Source organism: Neobacillus sp. DY30 (assembly GCF_030123065.1).
Lineage (GTDB): Bacteria > Bacillota > Bacilli > Bacillales > Cytobacillaceae > Neobacillus.
Genome location: NZ_CP126093.1, coordinates 265,990 through 290,487 on the forward strand (window position 1 = coordinate 265,990; position 24,498 = coordinate 290,487).

Genomic DNA, 24,498 nt, shown 5'->3' on the forward strand with positions numbered 1-24,498 from the left:
ACAAGTCAAACTTAGTTTGATATACTATAAAAGTTGCTGTAAAAAATGCGCCCGTAGCTCAATTGGATAGAGTGTCTGACTACGGATCAGAAGGTTATGGGTTCGACTCCTTTCGGGCGCGCCATATTTACGGGAAGTAGCTCAGCTTGGTAGAGCACTTGGTTTGGGACCAAGGGGTCGCAGGTTCGAATCCTGTCTTCCCGACCATTCAATAATTTTATATGCGGGTGTAGTTTAGTGGTAAAACCTCAGCCTTCCAAGCTGATGTTGTGAGTTCGATTCTCATCACCCGCTCCAATTATATTATTTATTGCTCTTTGAAAACTAAACAAACAAGAACGTCAACAAAAAATATTAGTTTCTTCTATAGAAACTAGCCAACGTAACAAATGAGCTAAATCAACTTTCTTGGAGAGTTTGATCCTGGCTCAGGACGAACGCTGGCGGCGTGCCTAATACATGCAAGTCGAGCGAATCATGAGGTGCTTGCACCTCTTGGTTAGCGGCGGACGGGTGAGTAACACGTGGGCAACCTGCCTGTAAGACTGGGATAACTTCGGGAAACCGGAGCTAATACCGGATAATCCTTTTCCTCACATGAGGAAAAGCTGAAAGTCGGTTTACGCTGACACTTACAGATGGGCCCGCGGCGCATTAGCTAGTTGGTGAGGTAACGGCTCACCAAGGCGACGATGCGTAGCCGACCTGAGAGGGTGATCGGCCACACTGGGACTGAGACACGGCCCAGACTCCTACGGGAGGCAGCAGTAGGGAATCTTCCGCAATGGACGAAAGTCTGACGGAGCAACGCCGCGTGAGCGATGAAGGCCTTCGGGTCGTAAAGCTCTGTTGTTAGGGAAGAACAAGTACCGGAGTAACTGCCGGTACCTTGACGGTACCTAACCAGAAAGCCACGGCTAACTACGTGCCAGCAGCCGCGGTAATACGTAGGTGGCAAGCGTTGTCCGGAATTATTGGGCGTAAAGCGCGCGCAGGCGGTCCTTTAAGTCTGATGTGAAAGCCCACGGCTCAACCGTGGAGGGTCATTGGAAACTGGGGGACTTGAGTACAGAAGAGGAAAGCGGAATTCCACGTGTAGCGGTGAAATGCGTAGAGATGTGGAGGAACACCAGTGGCGAAGGCGGCTTTCTGGTCTGTAACTGACGCTGAGGCGCGAAAGCGTGGGGAGCAAACAGGATTAGATACCCTGGTAGTCCACGCCGTAAACGATGAGTGCTAAGTGTTAGAGGGTTTCCGCCCTTTAGTGCTGCAGCTAACGCATTAAGCACTCCGCCTGGGGAGTACGGCCGCAAGGCTGAAACTCAAAGGAATTGACGGGGGCCCGCACAAGCGGTGGAGCATGTGGTTTAATTCGAAGCAACGCGAAGAACCTTACCAGGTCTTGACATCCTCTGACACTCCTAGAGATAGGACTTTCCCCTTCGGGGGACAGAGTGACAGGTGGTGCATGGTTGTCGTCAGCTCGTGTCGTGAGATGTTGGGTTAAGTCCCGCAACGAGCGCAACCCTTGATCTTAGTTGCCAGCATTCAGTTGGGCACTCTAAGGTGACTGCCGGTGACAAACCGGAGGAAGGTGGGGATGACGTCAAATCATCATGCCCCTTATGACCTGGGCTACACACGTGCTACAATGGATGGTACAAAGGGCTGCAAGACCGCGAGGTTTAGCCAATCCCATAAAACCATTCTCAGTTCGGATTGCAGGCTGCAACTCGCCTGCATGAAGCCGGAATCGCTAGTAATCGCGGATCAGCATGCCGCGGTGAATACGTTCCCGGGCCTTGTACACACCGCCCGTCACACCACGAGAGTTTGTAACACCCGAAGTCGGTGGGGTAACCGCAAGGAGCCAGCCGCCTAAGGTGGGACAGATGATTGGGGTGAAGTCGTAACAAGGTAGCCGTATCGGAAGGTGCGGCTGGATCACCTCCTTTCTAAGGATAATGCAGTCCTTGTGGACTGATAAGAAGTTGACCGTTACTTGTTTGTTTAGTTTTGAGAGAACAATCTCTCAAAATATTTTGTTCCTTGAAAACTAGATAATCGTAAGAAGAAGTCAAAGTAAAACCGAGAATCGCCATTTTAGTTTTTCTCTCTTATTAAATTAAGAGTATAACCATTTAGGTTAAGTTAGAAAGGGCGCACGGTGGATGCCTTGGCACTAGGAGCCGATGAAGGACGGGACTAACACCGATATGCTTCGGGGAGCTGTAAGTAAGCTTTGATCCGGAGATTTCCGAATGGGGGAACCCACTGCTCGTAATGGAGCAGTATCTTTACCTGAATACATAGGGTATTGAAGGCAGACCCGGGGAACTGAAACATCTAAGTACCCGGAGGAAGAGAAAGCAAACGCGATTCCCTGAGTAGCGGCGAGCGAAACGGGACATAGCCCAAACCAAGAGGCTTGCCTCTTGGGGTTGTAGGACACTCAACATGGAGTTACAAAGGAACGGGGTAGATGAAGCGACCTGGAAAGGTCCGTCATAGAAGGTAAAAACCCTGTAGTTGAAACTTCGTTCCCTCCTGAGTGGATCCTGAGTACGGCCGGACACGTGAAATCCGGTCGGAAGCTGGGAGGACCATCTCCCAAGGCTAAATACTCCCTAGTGACCGATAGTGAACCAGTACCGTGAGGGAAAGGTGAAAAGCACCCCGGAAGGGGAGTGAAAGAGATCCTGAAACCGTGTGCCTACAAGTAGTCAGAGCCCGTTCATGGGTGATGGCGTGCCTTTTGTAGAATGAACCGGCGAGTTACGATCCCATGCAAGGTTAAGTTGAAGAGACGGAGCCGCAGCGAAAGCGAGTCTGAATAGGGCGAATGAGTATGTGGTCGTAGACCCGAAACCAGGTGATCTACCCATGTCCAGGGTGAAGTCCAGGTAACACTGGATGGAGGCCCGAACCCACGCACGTTGAAAAGTGCGGGGATGAGGTGTGGGTAGCGGAGAAATTCCAATCGAACTTGGAGATAGCTGGTTCTCTCCGAAATAGCTTTAGGGCTAGCCTCACGTTGTAAGAGTCTTGGAGGTAGAGCACTGTTTGGACTAGGGGCCCTCATCGGGTTACCGAATTCAGACAAACTCCGAATGCCAAAGACTTATCCGTGGGAGTCAGACTGCGAGTGATAAGATCCGTAGTCAAAAGGGAAACAGCCCAGACCACCAGCTAAGGTCCCAAAGTTTACGTTAAGTGGAAAAGGATGTGGAGTTGCTTAGACAACCAGGATGTTGGCTTAGAAGCAGCCACCATTTAAAGAGTGCGTAATAGCTCACTGGTCGAGTGACTCTGCGCCGAAAATGTACCGGGGCTAAACGTAACACCGAAGCTGTGGATTGACACCGTTGGTGTCAGTGGTAGGAGAGCGTTCTAAGGGCGTTGAAGCTAGACCGTAAGGACTGGTGGAGCGCTTAGAAGTGAGAATGCCGGTATGAGTAGCGAAAGATGGGTGAGAATCCCATCCACCGTATGCCTAAGGTTTCCTGAGGAAGGCTCGTCCTCTCAGGGTTAGTCGGGACCTAAGCCGAGGCCGAAAGGCGTAGGCGATGGACAACAGGTTGATATTCCTGTACCACCTCTTTATCGTTTGAGTGATGGGGGGACGCAGGAGGATAGGGTAAGCGCACTGCTGGATATGTGCGTGTAAGCAGTTAGGCTGGTGAATAGGAAAATCCGTTCACCTTAAGGCTGAGCTGTGATGCCGAGGGAAATATAGTACCGAAGTTCCTGATTCCACACTGCCAAGAAAAGCCTCTAGCGAGATAAAAGGTGCCCGTACCGCAAACCGACACAGGTAGGCGAGGAGAGAATCCTAAGGTGAGCGAGAGAACTCTCGTTAAGGAACTCGGCAAAATGACCCCGTAACTTCGGGAGAAGGGGTGCTTTTTGAGGTGAATAGCCTCGAAGAGCCGCAGTGAATAGGCCCAGGCGACTGTTTAGCAAAAACACAGGTCTCTGCGAAGCCGCAAGGCGAAGTATAGGGGCTGACGCCTGCCCGGTGCTGGAAGGTTAAGAGGAGGGGTTAGCGCAAGCGAAGCTCTGAATCGAAGCCCCAGTAAACGGCGGCCGTAACTATAACGGTCCTAAGGTAGCGAAATTCCTTGTCGGGTAAGTTCCGACCCGCACGAAAGGCGTAACGATCTGGGCACTGTCTCAACGAGAGACTCGGTGAAATTATAGTACCTGTGAAGATGCAGGTTACCCGCGACAGGACGGAAAGACCCCGTGGAGCTTTACTGTAGCCTGATATTGAATTTTGGTACAGCTTGTACAGGATAGGTAGGAGCCTGAGAAACCGGAGCGCCAGCTTCGGTGGAGGCGTCGGTGGGATACTACCCTGGCTGTATTGAAATTCTAACCCACACCCCTCATCGGGGTGGGAGACAGTGTCAGGTGGGCAGTTTGACTGGGGCGGTCGCCTCCTAAAGAGTAACGGAGGCGCCCAAAGGTTCCCTCAGAATGGTTGGAAATCATTCGCAGAGTGTAAAGGCACAAGGGAGCTTGACTGCGAGACCTACAAGTCGAGCAGGGACGAAAGTCGGGCTTAGTGATCCGGTGGTTCCGCATGGAAGGGCCATCGCTCAACGGATAAAAGCTACCCCGGGGATAACAGGCTTATCTCCCCCAAGAGTCCACATCGACGGGGAGGTTTGGCACCTCGATGTCGGCTCATCGCATCCTGGGGCTGTAGTCGGTCCCAAGGGTTGGGCTGTTCGCCCATTAAAGCGGTACGCGAGCTGGGTTCAGAACGTCGTGAGACAGTTCGGTCCCTATCCGTCGTGGGCGCAGGAAATTTGAGAGGAGCTGTCCTTAGTACGAGAGGACCGGGATGGACGCACCGCTGGTGTACCAGTTGTCTTGCCAAAGGCATCGCTGGGTAGCTATGTGCGGACGGGATAAGTGCTGAAAGCATCTAAGCATGAAGCCCCCCTCAAGATGAGATTTCCCATAGCGTCAAGCTAGTAAGAACCCTGAAAGATGATCAGGTTGATAGGTCAGAGGTGGAAGCGCGGTAACGTGTGGAGCTGACTGATACTAATCGTTCGAGGACTTAACCAATTTAAGGTGAACTCGTTTTTACAAACTTCTTCTGAATTATCTAGTTTTGAGGGAATGAAACCTCAAAAACAGTCTGGTAATAATGGCGAGAAGGTCACACCCGTTCCCATACCGAACACGGAAGTTAAGCTTCTCAGCGCCGATGGTAGTTGGGACTTTGTCCCTGTGAGAGTAGGACGTTGCCAGGCTGTATTTATTTTAAATATGTGTGTATAATTTATTGTTTTTTAGCACAAATTATATTGGTGCACATATAATATTAAAGAAATAATTTTTATTGTCGCGGGGTGGAGCAGTCTGGTAGCTCGTCGGGCTCATAACCCGAAGGTCGCAGGTTCAAATCCTGTCCCCGCAATTAAGTTCCTTTCAAGAAAAACACTTGAAAAGACTTTGGTCTGGTAGTTCAGTTGGTTAGAATGCCTGCCTGTCACGCAGGAGGTCGCGGGTTCGAGTCCCGTCCAGACCGCCATCTATATCTTTTAAAATACGAAACGTTGTTTCGTTTTTTTTATGCCTTTTTGCTTAAATAGTGAAAGTTAGGTAAAATACATAGTGAATGGACATCCTTAGGAGCTATCCTAAGGTTTTTTTTTACAAAAATAAGGTAGAATGTAGATAGTGATAAGCTATGTTAGAATAAAGGTGATTATATGAATCAGTATGAAAAATATACAAAAGACCCCAGTGAAACGTTTGGGCTGGCTTCTAATCTTGCAGGAATGCTTCAGCCAGGTGATGTAATTTGTCTGGAAGGAGATCTAGGTGCAGGGAAAACGACCTTCACTAAGGGATTAGCACAGGGTTTGGATATTAAAAAAACAGTTAACAGTCCTACCTTTACCATAATAAAAGAATATAGGGGCAGGCTGCCTTTGTATCATATGGATGTTTACCGGGTTGCCGATTCCTGTGAGGATTTAGGTTTCGATGAATATTTTGAAGGTGAAGGAGTAACCGTTGTAGAGTGGGCACATTTAATTGAGGAGCAGCTGCCAGAAGAGTTGTTAACCATCTTTTTATATCACGAGGGCCCTGAAAAAAGAAAAATAGTGTTTGTTCCAAAAGGAAATAGATATGAGCAATTATGTAAGGAGATTTTTTTAAATGACCATACTAGCGATTGATACTTCTAATTATCCATTAGGGGTTGCGCTTATAGAAGATAATCAAGTTCTAGGCGAATATATTACGAATTTAAAGAAGAATCATTCTGTGAGGATTATGCCGGCAATTCAGACGCTGATGAAGGATTGTGAAAGAGTTCCAGCACAGTTAACTAAAATAGTAGTAGCCAAAGGTCCAGGCTCTTATACAGGCGTTCGAATTGGTGTTACTATTGCCAAAACATTGGCATGGTCATTAAAAATACCGTTGGTTGGAGTATCTAGTATTGAAATCATAGCCGCTGGGGCAGGAAGGCACTTTGATGGTTATATTTCACCCCTTATTGATGCGAGAAGGGGACAAGTCTATACAGGCCTTTATGAATACAAAAGCGGGGAACTTACGACGGTTAAAGAGGACCGCTTAGTTTTGTCAGCTGATTGGGCAACTTCATTAAAGGAAGTGGACAAACCGATTTTATTTGTTGGGAACGACCTGCCGCTTCATCAAGCTGTACTAGAGGGCACTTTAAGTACCCAGGCAGTGTTTGCTGCGATTACGGAGCATAATCCACGTCCTTCGGAACTGGCTTTACTAGGCAAAGATAAACAGGAGGAAGACATTCATTCCTTTGTTCCTAACTATATCCGTTTAGCAGAGGCAGAGGCGAAATGGTTAGAGGCAAATGGGAAAATTCTAAAAGGATAGGATCAAAGAAATATGGTAGATTCTTTTGTTTTTCGATATATGAAGGAAGAGGATATCGATCAAATCTTAGAGGTGGAACATGCCTCTTTCGCTACTCCATGGAGCAGAGATGCTTTCTATAATGAAATTTATAATAACAAATTTGCAGTTTATATTGTTTTGGAGGAAGATGAAAAAATTATTGGTTATGTTGGTGCATGGGTTGTGATTGATGAAGCCCATGTAACAAATTTGGCCATCCTGCCTTCCTATCGAGGAAAAAAACTCGGTGAAGCATTGCTTCGCAAAATGATGACTGTTGCAAAGGATATGGGAGCTAGAAGCATGACACTTGAGGTTCGGGTGACAAACAATGTAGCACAATCTCTTTATCGTAAGTTAGGTTTTCAAAATGGCGGCATTCGGAAAAATTATTATACAGATAATCAAGAAGATGCCCTAGTAATGTGGGTGAATATATGAAAAAAGATCAGTGGATTATGGGAATAGAAACCAGCTGTGATGAAACAGCCGTAGCCATTATTAAAAATGGCAGGGAGATTGCTGCCAATGTGGTGGCCTCTCAAATTGAAAGTCATAAGCGTTTTGGCGGCGTCGTACCTGAAATTGCCTCTCGTCATCATGTTGAACAAATTACAATAGTCATTGAAGAGGCTTTAAAAGAGGCAGACATTACACTATCTGAGTTGGACGCCATTGCCGTAACAGAAGGACCGGGATTAGTGGGAGCACTGTTAATTGGTGTAAATGCAGCTAAAGCTCTTGCATTTGCTCATAACATTCCACTTGTTCCTGTTCATCATATTGCTGGTCATATATATGCAAATAGGTTAGTAAAAGAATTAAGCTTTCCTCTTCTTTCTTTAGTGGTATCGGGTGGACATACAGAATTAGTGTATATGAAAGAACAGGGACATTTCGAGGTCATTGGTGAAACAAGGGATGATGCGGCAGGCGAAGCCTATGATAAAGTGGCACGGACTTTAAAACTGCCTTATCCTGGCGGACCACATATCGACAGGCTTGCTCAAGAGGGAAAGGATACTCTGGATTTGCCTAGAGCTTGGCTGGAAGAAGGTTCTTATGATTTTAGCTTCAGCGGATTAAAATCAGCGGTTATCAATACTGTTCACAATGCAGAGCAGCGTGGTGAAACAATCGCACCAGAAGACCTTGCAGCAAGTTTTCAGGAAAGTGTCATAGAAGTTTTGGTGAAAAAGACGGTAAAAGCAACCGAGGAATATATAGTGAAGCAAGTACTTTTAGCCGGCGGTGTTGCAGCAAATAAAGGTCTTAGGAAAGCACTTGAGGGGGCATTTTCAACTAAGGCCAATATTGATTTGGTTATTCCGCCATTAAATCTGTGTACAGATAATGCAGCCATGATTGCTGCCGCAGGAAGCATAATGTTTGAAAAAGGTATTCGTGCCGACCTTTCATTAAATGCAAACCCTGGTTTAGATATTGAACTATACAATTAACTTTAAGTCCTTCTGAATAAGAAGGGCTTTTTTTGTTGGAACAATCAAATGGACTGTTCCAATAAAATAGAGGCAAGGAAAATAGGGGAACAATTAGAACTGGAAAGATACAATAAGGGAAAGGGAAAAAATCAATGATGGACCGTGTACAGTAAAAACAATGTCGATTAAAATCTAATCACTTTAAAGGTATCAACCGAATAATCCACAAATTAAGGAGTAAAAAACAACCAATCTGTGGATAACTTTTTTCAAAAAATTGTGCATTGCTTGAATTATGTGGGTAACTAGACTATTATTTGTGGACAATGTGGATAAAAAGAGGTTTTTTTGTGGATAATGTGGAAAAAGAGCAAGAGAGTTGTTGAACTAGGTTTTTATATGTGAATAACGTTGTGGAAAAGAGAAACTGGGTTGAAAAATAAGAAATTCCCACGAATTTTGTCGACTCGTGAAGCAATATGTAGAGTTCTCGTTTTAGGTGATAATTGAATATAATAGATAAAAAAGACCTTTTGAAAGTGGGGATAGGGATGAAAAGAAAGTTCTTATTAGCGGTCTTCATCGTTCTCTTCTTTGGATTAACTGCCTGCAATGTAGATATTAATATATCAACAGATGACAAGAAACCTGATGTTATTGATAAGGGCAATAATCAAGAAGAACCAGTTAATAAACAGTACGAGAACAATGCATTTAAGGAAGTAACAGTATCAAAACCGAATGGTAAGATAATAGTGAAGGGAAAGGCAAGAGTGTTTGAAGGTGTTTTTCAATATGCAGTAATCTCTGGAAAGGAGATCTTATTGGAAAACCATTATCAAACAGAAGGTGCTCCTGCATGGGGGAACTTTGAAATATCAATTGATGAAGAGCTTATGAATAAAGGTGCGGACTCCATTGAGCTATTTGTATATTCTGCAAAGGATGGATCAAAAACAGACATCTTAACCATTCCATTAAAATAATAAAGGAGGCTTGGATACAATATCCAAGCCCCTTTTAATTATTCAGCCAGTTCAGCCCATTCGTCCATTAGCTGTTCAAGCTCAGACTTTGCCTTTTCATTTTTAAAATTTATTTCGAGCACTTTCTCATGGTCCTGAAATATTTCAGGATCGCATAACTTTTCATCGTTATCCTGGATGAGTGCCTCCAACTCTTCTATACGTAATTCGATTTCTTCTAATTTTCTTTTGCGCTGACGCTCAAGCTTTTTACTTTCTTTATCCTGATGATAGGAATTTTTATCTTGAACTTCGGAAGCTGTTTGTTTTTTTACAACGTTCGCATTCTCTATAGCCTTGAGTTCCTCTTCCTCCAACTTTTTCTCTAAGTAATAGTCATAGTCGCCTAGATATTCTGTGCTGCCATGTTTGCTAAGCTCCAAAACTTTGGTGGCTATTCTGTTAATAAAGTAGCGATCGTGAGAGACAAAAATAATCGTCCCAGGGTAGTCGACTAGTGCATTTTCAAGTACCTCTTTACTGTCGAGGTCTAGATGGTTCGTTGGCTCGTCCAATATTAAAACGTTTGCCTTTTCCAGCATTAATTTGGCTAACGCCAATCGTGCTTTTTCTCCGCCGCTCAATGTAGATACAATTTTTAATACATCATCACCCGAAAACAGGAAGTTACCTAAGACTGTCCGTATTTCTTTTTCATTTTTTAACGGCCATTCATCCCAAAGTTCATTGAGAACACGCTTATTTGATGTTAACTCTGCCTGTTCCTGGTCATAATACCCAATTGCTAGATTTGCACCATATTGAATTGTGCCAGCCAGCGCCGGAAGCTTTTTAATAATGGTTTTTAAAAGAGTAGACTTCCCAATTCCGTTTGGACCAACTAAGGCAATGCTTTCACCGCGATATGCCCGCATCGAAATATTCTCAGATACTTTTTGTCCATCATAACCAACTGCTAAGGAGTCCACGGTAAGAACATCATTTCCAGTTTGTTTCTCAATTTCAAAGGAAAAGGTGGCGGACTTCTCATCTCCTAAAGGACGGTCCATCAATTCCATTTTTTCAAGTTTTTTGCGCCTGCTTTGAGCTCGCTTCGTTGTCGACGCACGGGCTAAGTTGCGCTGGATAAAATCTTGAAGATTCGCAACCTCTTGCTGCTGCTTCTCATATAGCTTCAAATCACGTTCATAATTGGCAGCTTTTTGGTCAAGGTATGCGCTGTAGTTTCCATTGAATTTTTGAATTTGCTTACGTGAGACTTCATAAACTTGTGTGACAACTTTATCTAAAAAATAACGGTCATGGGATACAATTAATATCGCCCCGTCATAACCTTGTAAATACTGTTCAAGCCAGGAAAGTGTATCAATATCAAGATGGTTTGTCGGCTCGTCAAGGATTAAAATATCCGGTTTGGTTAATAGTAGTTTCCCTAGTGCAAGGCGCGTTTTCTGTCCGCCGCTTAAGGAAGAGATCATTACGGTATTATCTCGGAAATTCAGTCCGTGCAGGATGGAGCGAATATCTGCTTCATACTGATAACCGCCTTGTTCTTTAAATTTTACTTGTAGTTGATCATATTCATTTAGGATTCTCTCGTATCTGTTAGTATCCTCTATTGCAGCAGGATCTGACATTTGAACTTCGAGCTGTCGAAGTGAGCTTTCCATAGCTCTTAGTGATTCAAATACGGTCAGCATTTCATCCCAGATCGATAAATTCGATTCCAGTCCGGTATTCTGGGCTAAATATCCAATGCTTACTCCTTTGGGCTTAATGATTTCACCGCCATCATGTGACAAATGCCCGGCAATAATCTTTAATAAGGTCGATTTCCCTGCACCGTTCCGCCCGACAAGAGCAACACGGTCCCGAGTTTGTAATTCTAGTTTTATATTCGATAAAATTAGGTCTGCACCATAGTATTTTGCTAGTTGATTAACTTGTAATAATATCATTGTTTTTCACCTCTATTACTAAAATAAGTGTACCTTATTCGAACAATGTCGGCAATAAAGTGTCTTAGTGTTGGAGAAAATTAGAAAATATCTCGGAAGAAATAAATGTGAATTTTTCATCATTCGTTCAAAGTTTCACAGACAAATTGTGAAAAATATAGTATGATTTTTTGTGGGAGGATATTGTTTATGTCTGAATTTACTCATTTTAACGAAGAGGGAAGAGCGAAAATGGTGGACGTTAGCGAAAAGCCAGAGACGGCTCGTACGGCACTTGCTCATTCCAGCATTACGGTTAGTAAAGAAATATATGAAAAAATTACAAATAATGATATGAAAAAGGGCGACGTTCTAGCAGTAGCGCAAGTTGCTGGTGTTATGGGAGCAAAGAAAACATGGGACCTAATCCCGATGTGCCATCCTATACCTTTGACGGGGATAAATATATCCTTCTCTTGGGAAAAAGAACATGATACAGCTTTTACATTAAATATTGCAGCTTCTGTCAAAACAAAAGGAAATACAGGTGTTGAAATGGAAGCGTTAACAGCTGCCTCCACATGTGCACTAACTATTTATGATATGTGTAAAGCAGTAGATAAAGGCATGGTCATTGGAAAAACCTATTTGGTTGAAAAAACGGGCGGGAAAAACGGGGATTTCCACCGAACCGAACAAATTAGATAAATGCACAACTATTTATGAGGGGTGGGAGAATATGAGTAATGAAACAATGAAAATACCACAAGCGACAGCGAAACGGCTGCCCTTATATTATCGATTTTTGAAGAATCTGCATTCTTCTGGTAAACAGAGGGTTTCGTCTGCAGAATTGAGTGAGGCAGTAAAGGTGGATTCGGCAACAATTCGCCGCGATTTTTCTTATTTTGGAGCCTTGGGTAAAAAGGGATATGGCTACAATGTCAATTACCTCTTAACCTTCTTTCGGAAAACACTTGATCAAGATGAATTAACAAAAGTAGCGTTAATTGGGGTAGGTAACCTCGGTACTGCCTTTCTAAATTATAACTTTTTAAAAAATAATAATACCAAAATTGAATGCGCATTTGATGTCGATCCTAACAAAATGGGAACAACCATCCGGGATGTACCAGTGTACCATATGGATGAGCTCGAGAAGGTATTAAGTAATGATGACATTCATGTTGCCATCCTGACGGTACCTGCTCCAGTGGCTCAGGTGATTACGGACCGGCTTGTGAAATCCAACATTAAAGCGATATTGAATTTTACACCTGCAAGATTAAATGTTCCTTCAACGATTAGGGTTCATCATATCGACTTGGCTGTCGAATTGCAATCACTCATTTACTTCTTGAAACACTATCCTACAGAGGAAACAGAAGAATAAAGTAAAAGACCTTTTCACTATGTAATGTGAAAAGGCCTTTTTAATTTGCTTACTTTTTAATCTTGTCCTTGTATCTATTGTAAAAGAAAATCATTCTTAAGCCAGACCCGAAATCAAATGTGGCTAATATAACAAGCAAGTAACTGAAAAATCCCCATCCGTTTAGGGTGACATCTTCAATCGCAAAATAAGTAAATAAGCAGCCGAGCACCATATAAATGATTCCGGAAAACAAGGGTGAACGTCTCATAGAAAGCCTCCGATAAAGTTTTGAATACCTTCTGCCTCACGAATAATTGCATCAATTTCATCTTTATAAACTGACTGGATGACTACTACTAATGTATTCATCGCAACATGGGCAAAAATCGGTACAAGGATATGTTTTGTTTTTACATAAAGAAACGCAAAAGTGAAGCCCATTGCTGAATAGAGCAGGATATGCTCCGGCTCCATATGGGCTAAGGCAAAAATAACAGAGCTGATTAACGCTGAAAAGAAAAAGTTAAGTCGTTTATGAAGAGTACCGAAAATGATTTTCCGAAAAACAATTTCCTCTAAGATTGGTCCAATTACTGAGCTAACTAAGATGGCAAGCGGAAAGGACTCAATAATGTTAAGGATTTGCTGTGTGTTTTCTGAGCCCATTTCAACCCCGATAAGCCGTTCAATATTCGCAGCTAAAGATTGGGCGAATAAGGCTAGAAAAACCCCTAATACAGCCCAGACCGCGGAATAGCCAAAGGAACTGCCTCTTTCATCTAATCGAGCTTTGTTCATTTCCTTTCTTAAAATGAACAAAATAATAATTAGAGCAAGGGTGAAGCTGAAAATTAACCAATAAGGGACAACGAGCCCTTGATTGATTCCTAAATAGCCAAATAGAAACATCAGTCCAGGAATACCTACTGCGCTTGATAACTGCATTGCTATATAGACAATTAAAATAATCCAATATTCCCTTTTCAAATTAATAAATCTCCTTTAAGCAGCTAATGAAAATATTTTACCCTATTCTTCATTCTACTAATAATAGCAAGGTTGTTTCAATTTTAAAGATTATGTTTACAAACGATGTATATTCCTGAGTATAAATCGCATACTTGTAAGGTTGTAAAAAATTATAAAAAATTTCAGCTTCATACTTGCAAAATTTTTTTCCATTTATTATTATAATAATTGTGTTAGCACTCAAGTATAGAGAGTGCTAATAAGTCAGAATTACATATTTATTTGAGGAGGTTGTTTGATTTGTTAAGACCACTAGGTGATCGTATTGTCATTGAGCTTGTCGAATCAGAAGAAAAAACTGCAAGCGGTATCGTGTTACCAGACTCAGCTAAGGAAAAGCCTCAAGAAGGAAAAGTTGTTGCCGTAGGTACAGGCCGAGTGCTTGAAAGTGGCGAACGTGTTGCTCTTGAAGTTTCTGTAGGCGATCGTATTATCTTCTCAAAATACTCTGGTACAGAAGTGAAGTTTGAAGGAAACGAATATTTAATTTTACGTGAAAACGATATCCTTGCTGTTGTTGGACAATAAGGATTTAAAAAAACAATATTGAGTTTAAAAAATACGAGGAGGTTTTTTGAACATGGCTAAAGAAATTAAGTTTAGTGAAGAAGCACGCCGCGCAATGCTTCGTGGTGTTGATGCGCTTGCAGACGCAGTAAAAGTTACTCTTGGACCTAAAGGACGTAACGTGGTTCTAGAAAAGAAATTTGGTTCTCCACTTATTACAAACGACGGTGTAACAATTGCGAAAGAAATCGAATTAGAAGACGCATTTGAAAACATGGGTGCGAAGCTTGTTGCTGAAGTAGCTAGCAAAACAAACGATGTTGCTGGTGACGGAACTACAACTGCAACAGTTCTTGCTCAAGCGATGATTCGTGAAGGCTTAAAGAACGTAACTGCTGGTGCAAACCCAATGGGTATCCGTAAAGGAATTGAAAAAGCAGTTGTTGCAGCGGTTGAAGGATTAAAAGCAATTTCTAAGCCAATCGAAGGCAAAGAGTCTATTGCACAAGTTGCTGCGATTTCTTCTGATGATAGAGAAGTAGGTCAACTAATTGCAGAAGCAATGGAGCGCGTTGGTAACGACGGCGTTATCACAATTGAAGAATCTAAGGGCTTCACAACTGAATTAGACGTTGTTGAAGGTATGCAATTTGACCGCGGATATACTTCTGCTTACATGGTAACAAACACAGATAAAATGGAAGCTGTTTTGGAAAATCCATATATCTTAATCACAGACAAAAAAATCTCAAGCATTCAGGAAATCCTTCCTGTCCTTGAACAAGTAGTACAACAAGGCAAACCATTATTGTTAATCGCTGAAGATATCGAAGGTGAAGCACTTTCTACTTTAGTATTGAACAAACTTCGCGGAACATTCAATGCAGTTGCTGTTAAAGCTCCTGGCTTTGGTGACCGTCGTAAAGCAATGCTTGAAGATATCGCTGCATTAACTGGCGGTGAAGTGATTACTGAAGAGCTTGGCCGTGAATTGAAAACTACTACAATCACATCTTTAGGACGTGCTTCTAAAGTTGTTGTAACAAAAGAAAATACAACAATCGTTGAGGGTGCTGGTGCAACTGAAGAGATCCAATCTCGAGTTAACCAAATCCGTGTTCAATTAGAAGAAACCACTTCTGAATTTGACCGTGAAAAGTTACAAGAGCGCTTAGCGAAATTAGCTGGCGGTGTAGCAGTAATCAAAGTTGGTGCTGCAACTGAAACTGAATTAAAAGAGCGCAAGCTTCGTATCGAAGACGCTTTAAACGCAACTCGTGCTGCGGTTGAAGAAGGTATCGTATCCGGTGGTGGTGTTGCCCTTCTTAACGTATATAACAAAGTAGCTGAAATCCAAGCTGAAGGCGATATCCAAACTGGAGTAAACATCGTATTACGTGCGATCGAAGAGCCAGTACGTACAATTGCTCACAACGCTGGTCTTGAAGGTTCAGTTATCGTTGACCGCTTAAAGCGCGAAGAAGTTGGAACAGGCTTCAACGCTGCTAGCGGTGAGTGGGTAAACATGATCGAAGCTGGTATCGTTGACCCAACTAAGGTTACACGTTCTGCACTTCAAAACGCTGCATCTGTAGCGGCTATGTTCTTAACAACTGAAGCAGTTGTTGCTGACAAGCCAGAACCACCAAGTGCTGGAATGCCTGACATGGGCGGAATGGGCGGAATGGGCGGCATGATGTAATGGCCGCTAAGACCCCTTGATTAATAAGGGTTTTAAAGTGAATCGCTAACAAATTGCTAAAATCGGGTATATAAAAGAGGCTTCTCATTGGATGATTAAACCTTTGAGAAGCCTTTTTCTTTTGCTTACGAGAGAAGTGCTGGATCAAACATAATCAATTAGATCAGGCTTCTGCAAACAGGCTAGATAACTGTTGTAGTTATAGCCTTAGTTTTAAGTTGGTTAGTTTAAGTAAAATCCCTCGCAAAGTGTCATTAAAACATATGCTATATACTTGAGACGAGAATGTAAGGATTATTTTCCTTTTAATATCCAAAAACCTACTAATATAATTGTTATACCAAGTGCAGAGCGCCAACTAGGAACTTCCTTTAGAAATATAAAACCAATTGCAACACTTACTAGAATTTCCAATCCTTTAGATACAATAAGAGAGAAGGTTAAGTTACCTACAACTTTTGTTAGAAACTTTACTCCATATCCAATCATCATACTGGCGGATAGAAAAAAGGGAAAAAGTTTTATATAGTACCACAAAGTTGATAGAATATGTGAATCAATGTGCTTGGTGTGATAAGCATATATAGCATTAATTATTACTAACCCACCTAACATTAACAAAAGGGCAAGAAAAATCATAAATGTTGGTCTCCAATTTGCTTGTTTCTATAATTTTTGCCTAAATACAAATATTTATGTGAAGACCAACAACAATTTATCTGAAAAATTCCGTTAAGCATATCATGGTAATAAATCCAAAGATGTATGGAATGGTAGCTGCTCGTTCATATCCATCCCCATGACTTTATGGAATAAATTCTTAATATATAACAAAAATGGGACGGAGGGACAGTAACTGTACTCTTTGTTCCTTTATTGCCTGTTCTCTAGTAAGTGATTATTGACTACTGGAGTACAGGCATTGTTTTTTACACACAAAAAAGGCGTACTTTTACCACAATGTTTGCTCTTAATGTTAAATTTAGATATAATCAAAAATTTTTTAAAAAAGAATTTTTTTGCATGAAGGAAAGTTTTATGGTGGTGGTGAATATATATAGAGAGAGAGGAGGAGGGGGAGTATGCGAAAATATTCAAGGATCCAAAAAAAAATTGTTGCATTTTCTTATGTCTGTAAATGTTTAGGGATTATTAATAAAGAAGAATATAAGCAAATAACAGGTAAGACCTTTTTAAATAATCCAACTAAAGACTAGGTTGTCTGTATCTTTTTTTTCGAAAAATTAATTTCAATTGTAATGTGAAAAAATGAATTTGCTCTATCTATAGTGATTCCTTTTTTTTGACCAAAAAGTTGCGCGTGTGCAAAATAGATGTCCGTTACCAATAAATCATAAAGGAAAAGAGGTATGTTTTATGTTCCACTATTTGAAAAAATACTTGATTGTTCTAGCAGTTCTAACTTTGTCACTTGTAGGTTGTTCAAGTACGGAAAAAACAAACAATAGCAGCGATAAATTAATCGTAACAACGACGATAGGAATGATTGCCGATGTAGTCAAAAAGGTTGGAGGTGAACATGTAGAGGTGACGGGCCTAATGAAATCGGGTGTTGACCCTCATCTTTATAAAGCATCTCAAGGGGATATAAAAAAGTTGGAGGATGCAGATCTTATTTTCTACAATGGTTTACATTTAGAGGGGAAAATGGTTGACATTTTTGAAAAGATGTCAAAGGAAAAGCCGACTGTTGCTGTCACAAAGGATATTCCAGAATCAGAATTACGTGCACCAGATGATGGAGCATACAGCCATGACCCTCACGTATGGTTTAATGTTCAGCTTTGGATTACAGCTACTAAAACAATCGCAGACGAACTATCAAAGATTGACCCTGATAACGAAGCGGATTACTCGAAAAATGCTGAAGAATACATTCAACAATTGGAAGAACTAGATCAGTATGCGAAAGAGCAGATTGCTACAATTCCGGAACAAACCCGCGTATTAGTGACAGCGCATGATGCTTTCGGTTATTTTGGTGAAGCATATGACATTAAAGTAATGGGTCTACAAGGGATGAGCACAGCTTCTGAATACGGGTCTAAAGATGTTAGTAGCTTAAGAGATTACTTAGTTGAAAACAAGATTAAGGCTGTTTTTGTAGAATCAAGTGTTCCGAAAAAAGCAATTGAAGCTGTTATTGAAGGAGCTAAAGAACAGGGTCATGAAGTGGTTATCGGCGGAGAGTTGTTTTCTGATGCTATGGGAGAAGCAGGCACAGAGGAAGGCACATACTTAGGAATGGTCCGACACAATGTTGATACAATCGTGAATGCATTAAAGTAAAGGAGTCGATGAGAAAGTGACATCGCCAGTAACAGTAAATAATTTGACAGTTGCCTATCAAAAAAAGCCTGTTTTAGAAGATATCTCATTTAGTGTACCTGAAGGAAAGCTAATCGGTATTATTGGACCGAATGGGGCAGGGAAATCCACGTTAATTAAAGCCATCCTAGAATTAATCCCAACCATTAGTGGAAAGGTACAAATCTTTGGGAGCAGCTATAAACAAAGTCGAAAAAAAGTGGGGTATGTACCACAGAGGGAATCGGTGGACTGGGATTTTCCAACCGATGCCCTTGATGTTGTCACAATGGGTAGATACGGTCATTTAGGCTGGTTTAAACGTCCAGGTAAGACAGACACAGCCATTGCCATGGAATGCTTGGAAAAAGTAGGTATGAGCCAATTTGCAAACAGGCAAATAAGTCAGTTATCTGGTGGACAGCAACAGCGGGTATTTTTAGCTCGTGCACTAGCACAAGATGCAGACCTATATTTTATGGATGAACCATTTGTCGGAGTCGATGCAGCAACAGAAAAAGCGATTATTACACTCTTAAATGACCTGAAAAAACAGGGGAAAACCGTTTTAGTTGTTCACCATGACCTTAATACCGTGAAAGAGTATTTTGATTGGATTATGCTTTTAAATAAAAAATTGATTGGAATCGGGCCAACAGAGGTGTTGTTTACGAAGGATTATTTACAAACGACGTATGGTGGTAAATTAACGATGCTAGAAAAAGATACTTCCCCGATCATCATAAGCTGAGGTGAGGAATAAACATGAACTGGCTCGAAATATTTCAAGACCCTAATACGCAATGGATATTGCTAGGAACAATGTTGTTAGGATTAAGCAGCGGGGTCATTGGTAGCTTTGCCTATTTACGTAAGCAGTCATTAATGGGGGATGCTTTAGCTCATGCAGCTCTCCCAGGTGTTTGTATTGCCTTTATGCTGACAGGAACTAAATCGATCTTCTTCTTTCTAATTGGTGCGATTATTGCTGGGATTGTCGCAACCTTCATGATTGGTTATATTACGAGAAATTCTCGTATTAAGCAGGATTCTGCCTTAGGGATTATTTTAACGGTATTTTTTGGGTTTGGGATTGTGCTTTTAACCCAAATTCAGCATAGTGACAGCGGTAATCAGAGCGGGTTGGATAAATTTCTGTTCGGTCAGGCTGCCTCGATGGTGCAATCTGATGTGTACACGATGACAATAATTAGTATCATTCTTGTCACATTGTCGATTTTGTTTTTCAAAGAATTTAAGCTCCTTTCCTTTGACCCAGGTTTTGCAAAGGGGATTGGACTGCCAACGTTAATTTTGGATCAATTTATTATGCTATTAATTGTTACAGCAGTGGTGGTAGGAATTCAGGCAGTTGGGGTGGTACTTATGGCAGCTTTACTTATTACACCAGCAGTCGCCGCTAGGTATTGGACAGAAAAGCTACACATTATGGTGATTATGTCAGGTATTTTTGGGGCGTTGAGTGGGTTCACTGGTACAATCATCAGTACGACAGCTAATAATCTTCCGACAGGACCACTTGCAGTATTATCAGCAACCGTTATATTTTTGTTTTCGGTCATATTTGCACCAAGAAGAGGTGTTATTGCAAAAAGCTTGCTGCAGCTTTCTGCAAGGAAAAACTATAACAAACAATATACGAGTCAAAAAGTAAAGGAGAAGTCCTTATGAATGATATGTGGATTATCCTCATTGGTGCACTGGTCGCCTGCTCCTGCTGTATCGTAGGTTGTTTTCTTGTTTTACGAAAGATGTCCATGATCGGTGATGCGATTAGTCACTCGGTTTTACCTGGAATTGTTCTCGCCTTTTTATTCAGCGGCGGTTCAAGAGACTCCATTTTCATGATGCTAGGTGCTGCAGCTTTAGGTTTGATAACCGTATTTTTAATTCAAATGTTTCAAAATTCAGGTGTACAATCAGATGCATCAATCGGGGTTGTTTTTACTGCTTTATTTGCAGTAGGAGTTGTGTTGGTGAGTATTTTTACCCGAGAAGTGGATTTGGATTTAGATTGTGTGCTTTATGGAGAAATAGCCTACGCCCCTTGGGACACTTTTGAGATTGGCGGTAAAAGTCTTGGTCCAAGAGCGGTGTGGGGGGTAGGTGCAAGCTTGCTGTTGAACATAATTGTGATCGGGTTATTTTATAAGCAGTTTAAGCTTTGTTCCTTTGATCCTGCATTAGCAGCTGCTCTTGGTATCCCAGTCGCATTATTTCACTATTTATTAATGGGGTTAGTTTCTGTATCAACGGTAGCATCCTTTGAAAGTGTAGGTGCAATTTTAGTTGTTGGAATGATTATTGTACCTGCTGCCACAGCTTATCTTCTGACGGAAAAATTAAGTATTATGATTGCCATTAGCATGGTTATTGGCATCATCAGTTCGGTAGTTGGTTATTATGTTGCCTATTTATTTGATGCTTCTATAGCAGGTTCTATGATTACCGTCGCTGGTGCTATCTTTTTACTTGTATTCTTGTTATCACCAACACATGGTGTTGTGATGAAGAAATGGAGAAGAATGAAAATGGTCTGATTGGAGGGGAATGAAACTTCTATATGACTTCAGCAAATGAAGAGAAATACCTAGAAGAGATTTATTACTCAGTCTGTAAAAACGGTTATGCCCGCGTTTCACATTTGGCTAAATCATTAAATGTTTCCGCCTCTTCTGTCTCCAAGATGCTTGGAAAGCTAACACAGGAGGAATTTGTTGATTACAAGCCTTATGGGATTATTACTTTGACAGAAAAAGGGTTAACAAGTGGAATGAAGCTGGCTAAAAATCATCAAATCCTCGTTAATTTGTTCCGTTATATTGGCATGGAAGAAGAGGAAATTGATCAAGAAGTAAGAAATATAGAATACTATATTAGCAATAAGGCTTTAGAATGTATTAAAGCTTTTTTGGCGGAAAGAGATTTTACAGTTCGGCAACATTTAAAATAAAAAAGCAGTGGCAAATGGCATAGATCTATGCTCCTGACATGAAGAAGTAGAAAAAGCTTTAATATAATAGTTGGTTGAAGAAGTAGTCAACTGCTGCCCCTAAACATTGAACTTATGTCCCGGGGGAGCAGGGCGCTATATTCAATTCCTTGGGATAATCCCCTGCGGGTTAACTATAATAAATTAGAAGGGTTGTGCCTGGGTTTAAACCCTAATGAATTAACTAGCTCTTCTGGGACATTACTGAAGAACAATATAAAAAATAAGAAGCTATGCTTGTTAATGCGTAAACCTCACCACCATCCCAATTGTTTCCACATACACTCTAGACATGTTGAGTGTTTGAACAATGGTGACGATTTCTGCATTAAATTGCTAACATTTTGCTAATGCAATCCAGTGAAAAACGGTAATATCCCTTTAAAGATGTTACAGACAGAAATTAACAAAACCTTGATTTATCGCACTTTTCGCACACATCGTTAAAGATATTATACACTCTCATCATACGGGCGGTATGATGTAATTAGGGCTTTAAAACCCTGTTATATCAACGTCTAAAATAATAATATGCTTTTCTTGTCCTCGGATTTGTCCCCGTTCTATAAAAAACCCGGCAACCTATGACAAAAAGCTAACTATAGGAGAAGGTCTTTCATCAGTTTGCTAAACTGATGGGAGGCCTTTTCTTCCATGTTTGATGTCATATCAGCTGTGGTGTGAGGTTACTCTTTTATTTTGTTAAAAGGTACAAAGGATTATGGAGACGGTTTAGATGATGGAAGCAACACAATAGACTCGAAGTTTCTGTTAAGAAGTTAGATATAACTCAGGAATATCTAAAATGTGGCCATTTTCTTATAACTAACTTCTAAAATAAAACTAAACTTGAATAGGTAGTTCATTGTATAGTGGTGGTTGTTCTTATTTGGTTTTATCTTTCTAACATCATACGTTTTGCTTCAAAATATAAAGCTTGAATAAATTTCTTTATATTGATTCGTGTGGAAGTGAACACTGGTTTTGAGTCATTTTTTAACTCTGTCATCTTTTTGCGAACGATAGTAAAGTCAAAAAACTGGGAAGAATACTTTTCAAATTTTGCATTTGAGAAATCTGTTAGTCCCAAAGATGCTAAGTGATTCAATGACTGATTAATTGTTCTTCGAACTCGTTGTTTAGAAGCTTTTGCCTCCCTTCTTAAAGCCCCTTCATCAGCAGTAGCTCCAAGCTTTTTATTGGCTAAATACTCATAAATATCATTAAGAGATGGTAATCCGTGTTCAAATGTATTCTTTTTCTCATAATTAAATAAAAAAGCCAATATTTCTATTAAATCTTTGCTGCCACTCTCACCAGAAATACCTAATTCTGTAAAAAGTAATTCACCATAATTTTTAATATTATATTCCTTAAAAGATGTCTCCTTGTGATGTAACATTGTATCCATATGAAGTACAGTATTTAATGACTTTTGAATGTCATGAATTGATTTTTCTAGTCGAGTATGATCCATGACTTTTCGGATGATAGCAAGCACTTCTATCTTATTAATTGGCTTTAAAATGTAGTTTTCTATTCCAAGTGTATATGCTTTACTAATCAGTTCTTTTGACTCTATTTGAGAAATCATTATGATTTTACCTTTAAAAGTCGGTTTGATATATTTTATGGTTTCAAGACCATCACGATTTGGCATTAATAAATCAATCAATAAAATATCGACCTTTTTTAAATTTAAAGTTTCTCCATTTAATAATGCCCCATCATCGGATTCGCCAACAACTTGACCTAGTTCTTCATCCTCGATAAATTGAGCAAGCATGGACCGAACGATTACATCATCATCTGTTATATAAAAGTTCATCAAGAATTCTCCTTTTCAATCAAGTTATCAACAGGCAAAAGAATAATGAAAACTGTTCCTTTTTCGTTTGAGCCGCGTTTGAAGGTGACGTTTCCATTAAGCTTTTTGACCATATGTTCAACAAAAGTTAATCCAATACCTGTTGAGGGATACCCCATACCGTCAAATTTAGTAGTAAAGCCAGGTTTAAATATTAATTCCCTATTTTTATCTGTAATTCCTGGGCCGTCATCTTCGATCTGAAATTGAACCGAGTTATGTAGGAAACCTACCTCTATATGGATTGTTCCCTTTTCTATAATCGCTTCTACAGCGTTTGCAACTAAATTGTTAACAATCGATAGAATGGTATAAATATGGTAATTGGGGTGATTTCCTTTTATGTTATAACTAAAAAGAATATCTTTTTCTAATAAATGTGCATACTTTTCATTTGCTCGTACAATTATTTTAATCAGATCAGAAATATTGACATAGTCTGTAAAACCTTCATTTGAGATAAGTTTTGATAAGCCTGCAAAAATTCTCTGATTATCTTTTTTAATCTCGTGTATTTCACCAGCTATTTCTAGTAATTGTTGACTGGTTTTTTTAATAAATTTATTGTCTACAATTTCATTTTGAATGAATTTTCTATATAATTCGTAAGTTTTCATTGTAACTGTTTCCGAATTTTGTAGTGTTTTTTTTAAATGAATAGATTCCTCATATAAATTAGATACGTGCAATAACATATGTTCATTATGCTTTCGAACTTCTATCTCCCGGGATTGTGCTTCATAAAGTTTCATCATACTAAAGACCCCTAAAACCATAAAGCTATGAGTAAGAGCAATAAAAAACATCTCAATAAATGAGCCTGAAGTAATCGTAACTTTAAAAATAATATACTGTATAAATATCTCTACAAGATTGGACAATATTTCAATGGTTATCCCAAAGAAACCAATGATCAAAGGTCGACGATGAAAATGATTTACTTTTACTATATAAAAAATGCAAGTATAGGTGAAGTAAAAGAAAAAACTGGGATAATGAGTTTCGAAAGAAATTAGCCAGTTAAAGTTTGCTTCCATTATGAAATCTAATAGAATACGAAAAAGTACAACTAGCATTGCTGTTAGAAAGCCTGGGATAATGGCGGTTTTTCTTAAAAATAATAGGAATAAGAAAAGGGTTGGCGGACCTAAGCTAACTCGAAACGTCTCATTAATGGGATAAAAATTTATTTCACCTGCTATTGGAACAAAAAGTATCATGAGTAGAATAATGGTACGATCTTTCCTTAATAAAAGATTAACACTCAAAACGATCACTTCCCATTTAAGATTTCGAATAGTAATGATAGTTTAAATAAAAAGTTCTTCTGAATCAACAACGGATTATCTGAATATTATTTAGCTGTTCAGCTTAGTGTATGTGTATGAAATAGTAATAAA

Annotated in this window: 20 protein-coding genes, 5 tRNA genes and 3 rRNA genes; 22 read left to right on the forward strand and 6 right to left on the reverse strand. The window is 40.4% G+C overall.

Annotated elements, in window-relative coordinates; translation table 11 throughout:
• Positions 1 to 47: 47 nt before the first annotated feature.
• The 13 genes from QNH29_RS01425 to QNH29_RS01485 all read left to right on the forward strand — a co-directional run bounded on the left by QNH29_RS01425 (position 48) and on the right by QNH29_RS01485 (position 9,340).
• Positions 48 to 124: transfer RNA gene (locus tag QNH29_RS01425), tRNA-Arg, on the forward strand.
• A gap of 6 nt (positions 125 to 130) precedes the next feature.
• A tRNA-Pro gene (locus QNH29_RS01430) sits at positions 131 to 207 on the forward strand.
• Positions 208 to 223: 16 nt separating this feature from the next.
• Positions 224 to 297 (forward strand) — tRNA-Gly (locus QNH29_RS01435).
• Positions 298 to 405: 108 nt separating this feature from the next.
• Positions 406 to 1,955: ribosomal RNA gene (locus QNH29_RS01440) — 16S ribosomal RNA — on the forward strand.
• 189 nt (positions 1,956 to 2,144) lie between these two features.
• Positions 2,145 to 5,079 (forward strand): 23S ribosomal RNA (locus QNH29_RS01445).
• A 72-nt stretch (positions 5,080 to 5,151) separates the two neighbouring features.
• Positions 5,152 to 5,267, forward strand: a 5S ribosomal RNA gene (gene rrf / locus QNH29_RS01450).
• The 16S, 23S and 5S rRNA genes sit together here with 5 tRNA genes alongside, the layout of an rRNA operon.
• 93 nt (positions 5,268 to 5,360) lie before the next feature.
• Positions 5,361 to 5,434, forward strand: a tRNA-Met gene (locus QNH29_RS01455).
• Positions 5,435 to 5,471: 37 nt separating this feature from the next.
• A tRNA-Asp gene (locus QNH29_RS01460) sits at positions 5,472 to 5,548 on the forward strand.
• A gap of 181 nt (positions 5,549 to 5,729) precedes the next feature.
• A complete protein-coding gene (tsaE, locus tag QNH29_RS01465; RefSeq protein WP_283863109.1) occupies positions 5,730 to 6,203 on the forward strand; it encodes a tRNA (adenosine(37)-N6)-threonylcarbamoyltransferase complex ATPase subunit type 1 TsaE in 474 nt (157 codons plus the stop codon).
• Positions 6,184 to 6,891, forward strand: a complete 708-nt coding sequence (tsaB, locus tag QNH29_RS01470) for a tRNA (adenosine(37)-N6)-threonylcarbamoyltransferase complex dimerization subunit type 1 TsaB (protein ID WP_283863110.1) — start codon at positions 6,184 to 6,186, stop codon at positions 6,889 to 6,891. The genes tsaE and tsaB overlap by 20 nt, the downstream gene beginning before the upstream one ends.
• Positions 6,892 to 6,903: 12 nt before the next feature.
• Complete coding sequence (gene rimI / locus QNH29_RS01475; protein WP_283863111.1) at positions 6,904 to 7,353, forward strand: ribosomal protein S18-alanine N-acetyltransferase; 450 nt, start codon at positions 6,904 to 6,906, stop codon at positions 7,351 to 7,353.
• Positions 7,350 to 8,372 (forward strand): tRNA (adenosine(37)-N6)-threonylcarbamoyltransferase complex transferase subunit TsaD, encoded by a 1,023-nt coding sequence (gene tsaD, locus QNH29_RS01480; protein ID WP_283863112.1) that lies wholly within the window; start codon positions 7,350 to 7,352, stop codon positions 8,370 to 8,372. Before rimI ends, tsaD begins: the two co-directional genes overlap by 4 nt.
• Positions 8,373 to 8,905: 533 nt before the next feature.
• Complete coding sequence (locus tag QNH29_RS01485) at positions 8,906 to 9,340, forward strand: Gmad2 immunoglobulin-like domain-containing protein (protein ID WP_283863113.1); 435 nt, start codon at positions 8,906 to 8,908, stop codon at positions 9,338 to 9,340.
• Between the two features lie 38 nt (positions 9,341 to 9,378).
• Here QNH29_RS01485 and abc-f read toward each other — a convergent pair whose 3' ends face one another.
• Complete coding sequence (gene abc-f / locus QNH29_RS01490) at positions 9,379 to 11,298, reverse strand: ribosomal protection-like ABC-F family protein (RefSeq protein ID WP_283863114.1); 1,920 nt, start codon at positions 11,296 to 11,298, stop codon at positions 9,379 to 9,381.
• A 189-nt stretch (positions 11,299 to 11,487) separates the two neighbouring features.
• On the opposite strand from abc-f, the gene moaC reads away from it, so the two are divergent.
• A complete protein-coding gene (gene moaC, locus QNH29_RS01495; RefSeq protein WP_283863115.1) occupies positions 11,488 to 11,985 on the forward strand; it encodes a cyclic pyranopterin monophosphate synthase MoaC in 498 nt (165 codons plus the stop codon).
• Between the two features lie 31 nt (positions 11,986 to 12,016).
• The gene (locus QNH29_RS01500) at positions 12,017 to 12,670 is read left to right on the forward strand and encodes a redox-sensing transcriptional repressor Rex (RefSeq protein ID WP_283863116.1); all 654 of its coding nucleotides are present in this window, start codon (positions 12,017 to 12,019) and stop codon (positions 12,668 to 12,670) included.
• Positions 12,671 to 12,719: 49 nt separating this feature from the next.
• Here QNH29_RS01500 and QNH29_RS01505 read toward each other — a convergent pair whose 3' ends face one another.
• Positions 12,720 to 12,920 carry a YdiK family protein gene (locus tag QNH29_RS01505; RefSeq protein ID WP_283863117.1) on the reverse strand — a complete coding sequence of 67 codons (201 nt, stop codon included), beginning with the start codon at positions 12,918 to 12,920 and terminating at the stop codon, positions 12,720 to 12,722.
• Positions 12,917 to 13,639, reverse strand: a complete 723-nt coding sequence (locus QNH29_RS01510) for a CPBP family intramembrane glutamic endopeptidase (protein WP_283863118.1) — start codon at positions 13,637 to 13,639, stop codon at positions 12,917 to 12,919. The genes QNH29_RS01505 and QNH29_RS01510 overlap by 4 nt, the downstream gene beginning before the upstream one ends.
• Before the next feature lie 282 nt (positions 13,640 to 13,921).
• On the opposite strand from QNH29_RS01510, the gene groES reads away from it, so the two are divergent.
• Both groES and groL read left to right on the forward strand, forming a co-directional pair.
• The gene (gene groES / locus QNH29_RS01515) at positions 13,922 to 14,209 is read left to right on the forward strand and encodes a co-chaperone GroES (RefSeq protein ID WP_283863119.1); all 288 of its coding nucleotides are present in this window, start codon (positions 13,922 to 13,924) and stop codon (positions 14,207 to 14,209) included.
• A gap of 52 nt (positions 14,210 to 14,261) precedes the next feature.
• Entirely contained in the window at positions 14,262 to 15,890 is a 1,629-nt protein-coding gene (groL, locus tag QNH29_RS01520) for a chaperonin GroEL (RefSeq protein WP_283863120.1), read from the forward strand.
• 294 nt (positions 15,891 to 16,184) lie between these two features.
• On the opposite strand, the gene QNH29_RS01525 is transcribed toward groL, so the two are convergent.
• Positions 16,185 to 16,529, reverse strand: a complete 345-nt coding sequence (locus QNH29_RS01525) for a hypothetical protein (RefSeq protein ID WP_283863121.1) — start codon at positions 16,527 to 16,529, stop codon at positions 16,185 to 16,187.
• Positions 16,530 to 17,267: 738 nt separating this feature from the next.
• Between QNH29_RS01525 and QNH29_RS01530 the strand changes: the two genes are divergently transcribed.
• From QNH29_RS01530 to QNH29_RS01550, 5 genes are read left to right on the forward strand one after another with little or no spacing between them, the layout of a single operon-like run.
• Positions 17,268 to 18,200 (forward strand): metal ABC transporter solute-binding protein, Zn/Mn family, encoded by a 933-nt coding sequence (locus tag QNH29_RS01530; RefSeq protein ID WP_283863122.1) that lies wholly within the window; start codon positions 17,268 to 17,270, stop codon positions 18,198 to 18,200.
• A 16-nt stretch (positions 18,201 to 18,216) separates the two neighbouring features.
• A complete protein-coding gene (locus tag QNH29_RS01535) occupies positions 18,217 to 18,969 on the forward strand; it encodes a metal ABC transporter ATP-binding protein (RefSeq protein ID WP_283863123.1) in 753 nt (250 codons plus the stop codon).
• A gap of 14 nt (positions 18,970 to 18,983) precedes the next feature.
• On the forward strand, positions 18,984 to 19,910 hold the full coding sequence (locus QNH29_RS01540; protein WP_283863124.1) for a metal ABC transporter permease: 927 nt from the start codon (positions 18,984 to 18,986) through the stop codon (positions 19,908 to 19,910).
• The gene (locus tag QNH29_RS01545) at positions 19,907 to 20,779 is read left to right on the forward strand and encodes a metal ABC transporter permease (protein WP_283863125.1); all 873 of its coding nucleotides are present in this window, start codon (positions 19,907 to 19,909) and stop codon (positions 20,777 to 20,779) included. Before QNH29_RS01540 ends, QNH29_RS01545 begins: the two co-directional genes overlap by 4 nt.
• 23 nt (positions 20,780 to 20,802) lie before the next feature.
• The gene (locus tag QNH29_RS01550; RefSeq protein WP_283863126.1) at positions 20,803 to 21,192 is read left to right on the forward strand and encodes a metal-dependent transcriptional regulator; all 390 of its coding nucleotides are present in this window, start codon (positions 20,803 to 20,805) and stop codon (positions 21,190 to 21,192) included.
• 934 nt (positions 21,193 to 22,126) lie between these two features.
• Here the strand turns inward: QNH29_RS01550 and QNH29_RS01555 are convergent.
• Together QNH29_RS01555 and QNH29_RS01560 are read right to left on the reverse strand one after the other, a co-directional pair.
• Complete coding sequence (locus tag QNH29_RS01555) at positions 22,127 to 23,059, reverse strand: response regulator (protein ID WP_283863127.1); 933 nt, start codon at positions 23,057 to 23,059, stop codon at positions 22,127 to 22,129.
• A complete protein-coding gene (locus QNH29_RS01560) occupies positions 23,059 to 24,375 on the reverse strand; it encodes a sensor histidine kinase (RefSeq protein WP_283863128.1) in 1,317 nt (438 codons plus the stop codon). The genes QNH29_RS01555 and QNH29_RS01560 overlap by 1 nt, the downstream gene beginning before the upstream one ends.
• Between the last annotated feature and the right edge of the window lie 123 nt (positions 24,376 to 24,498).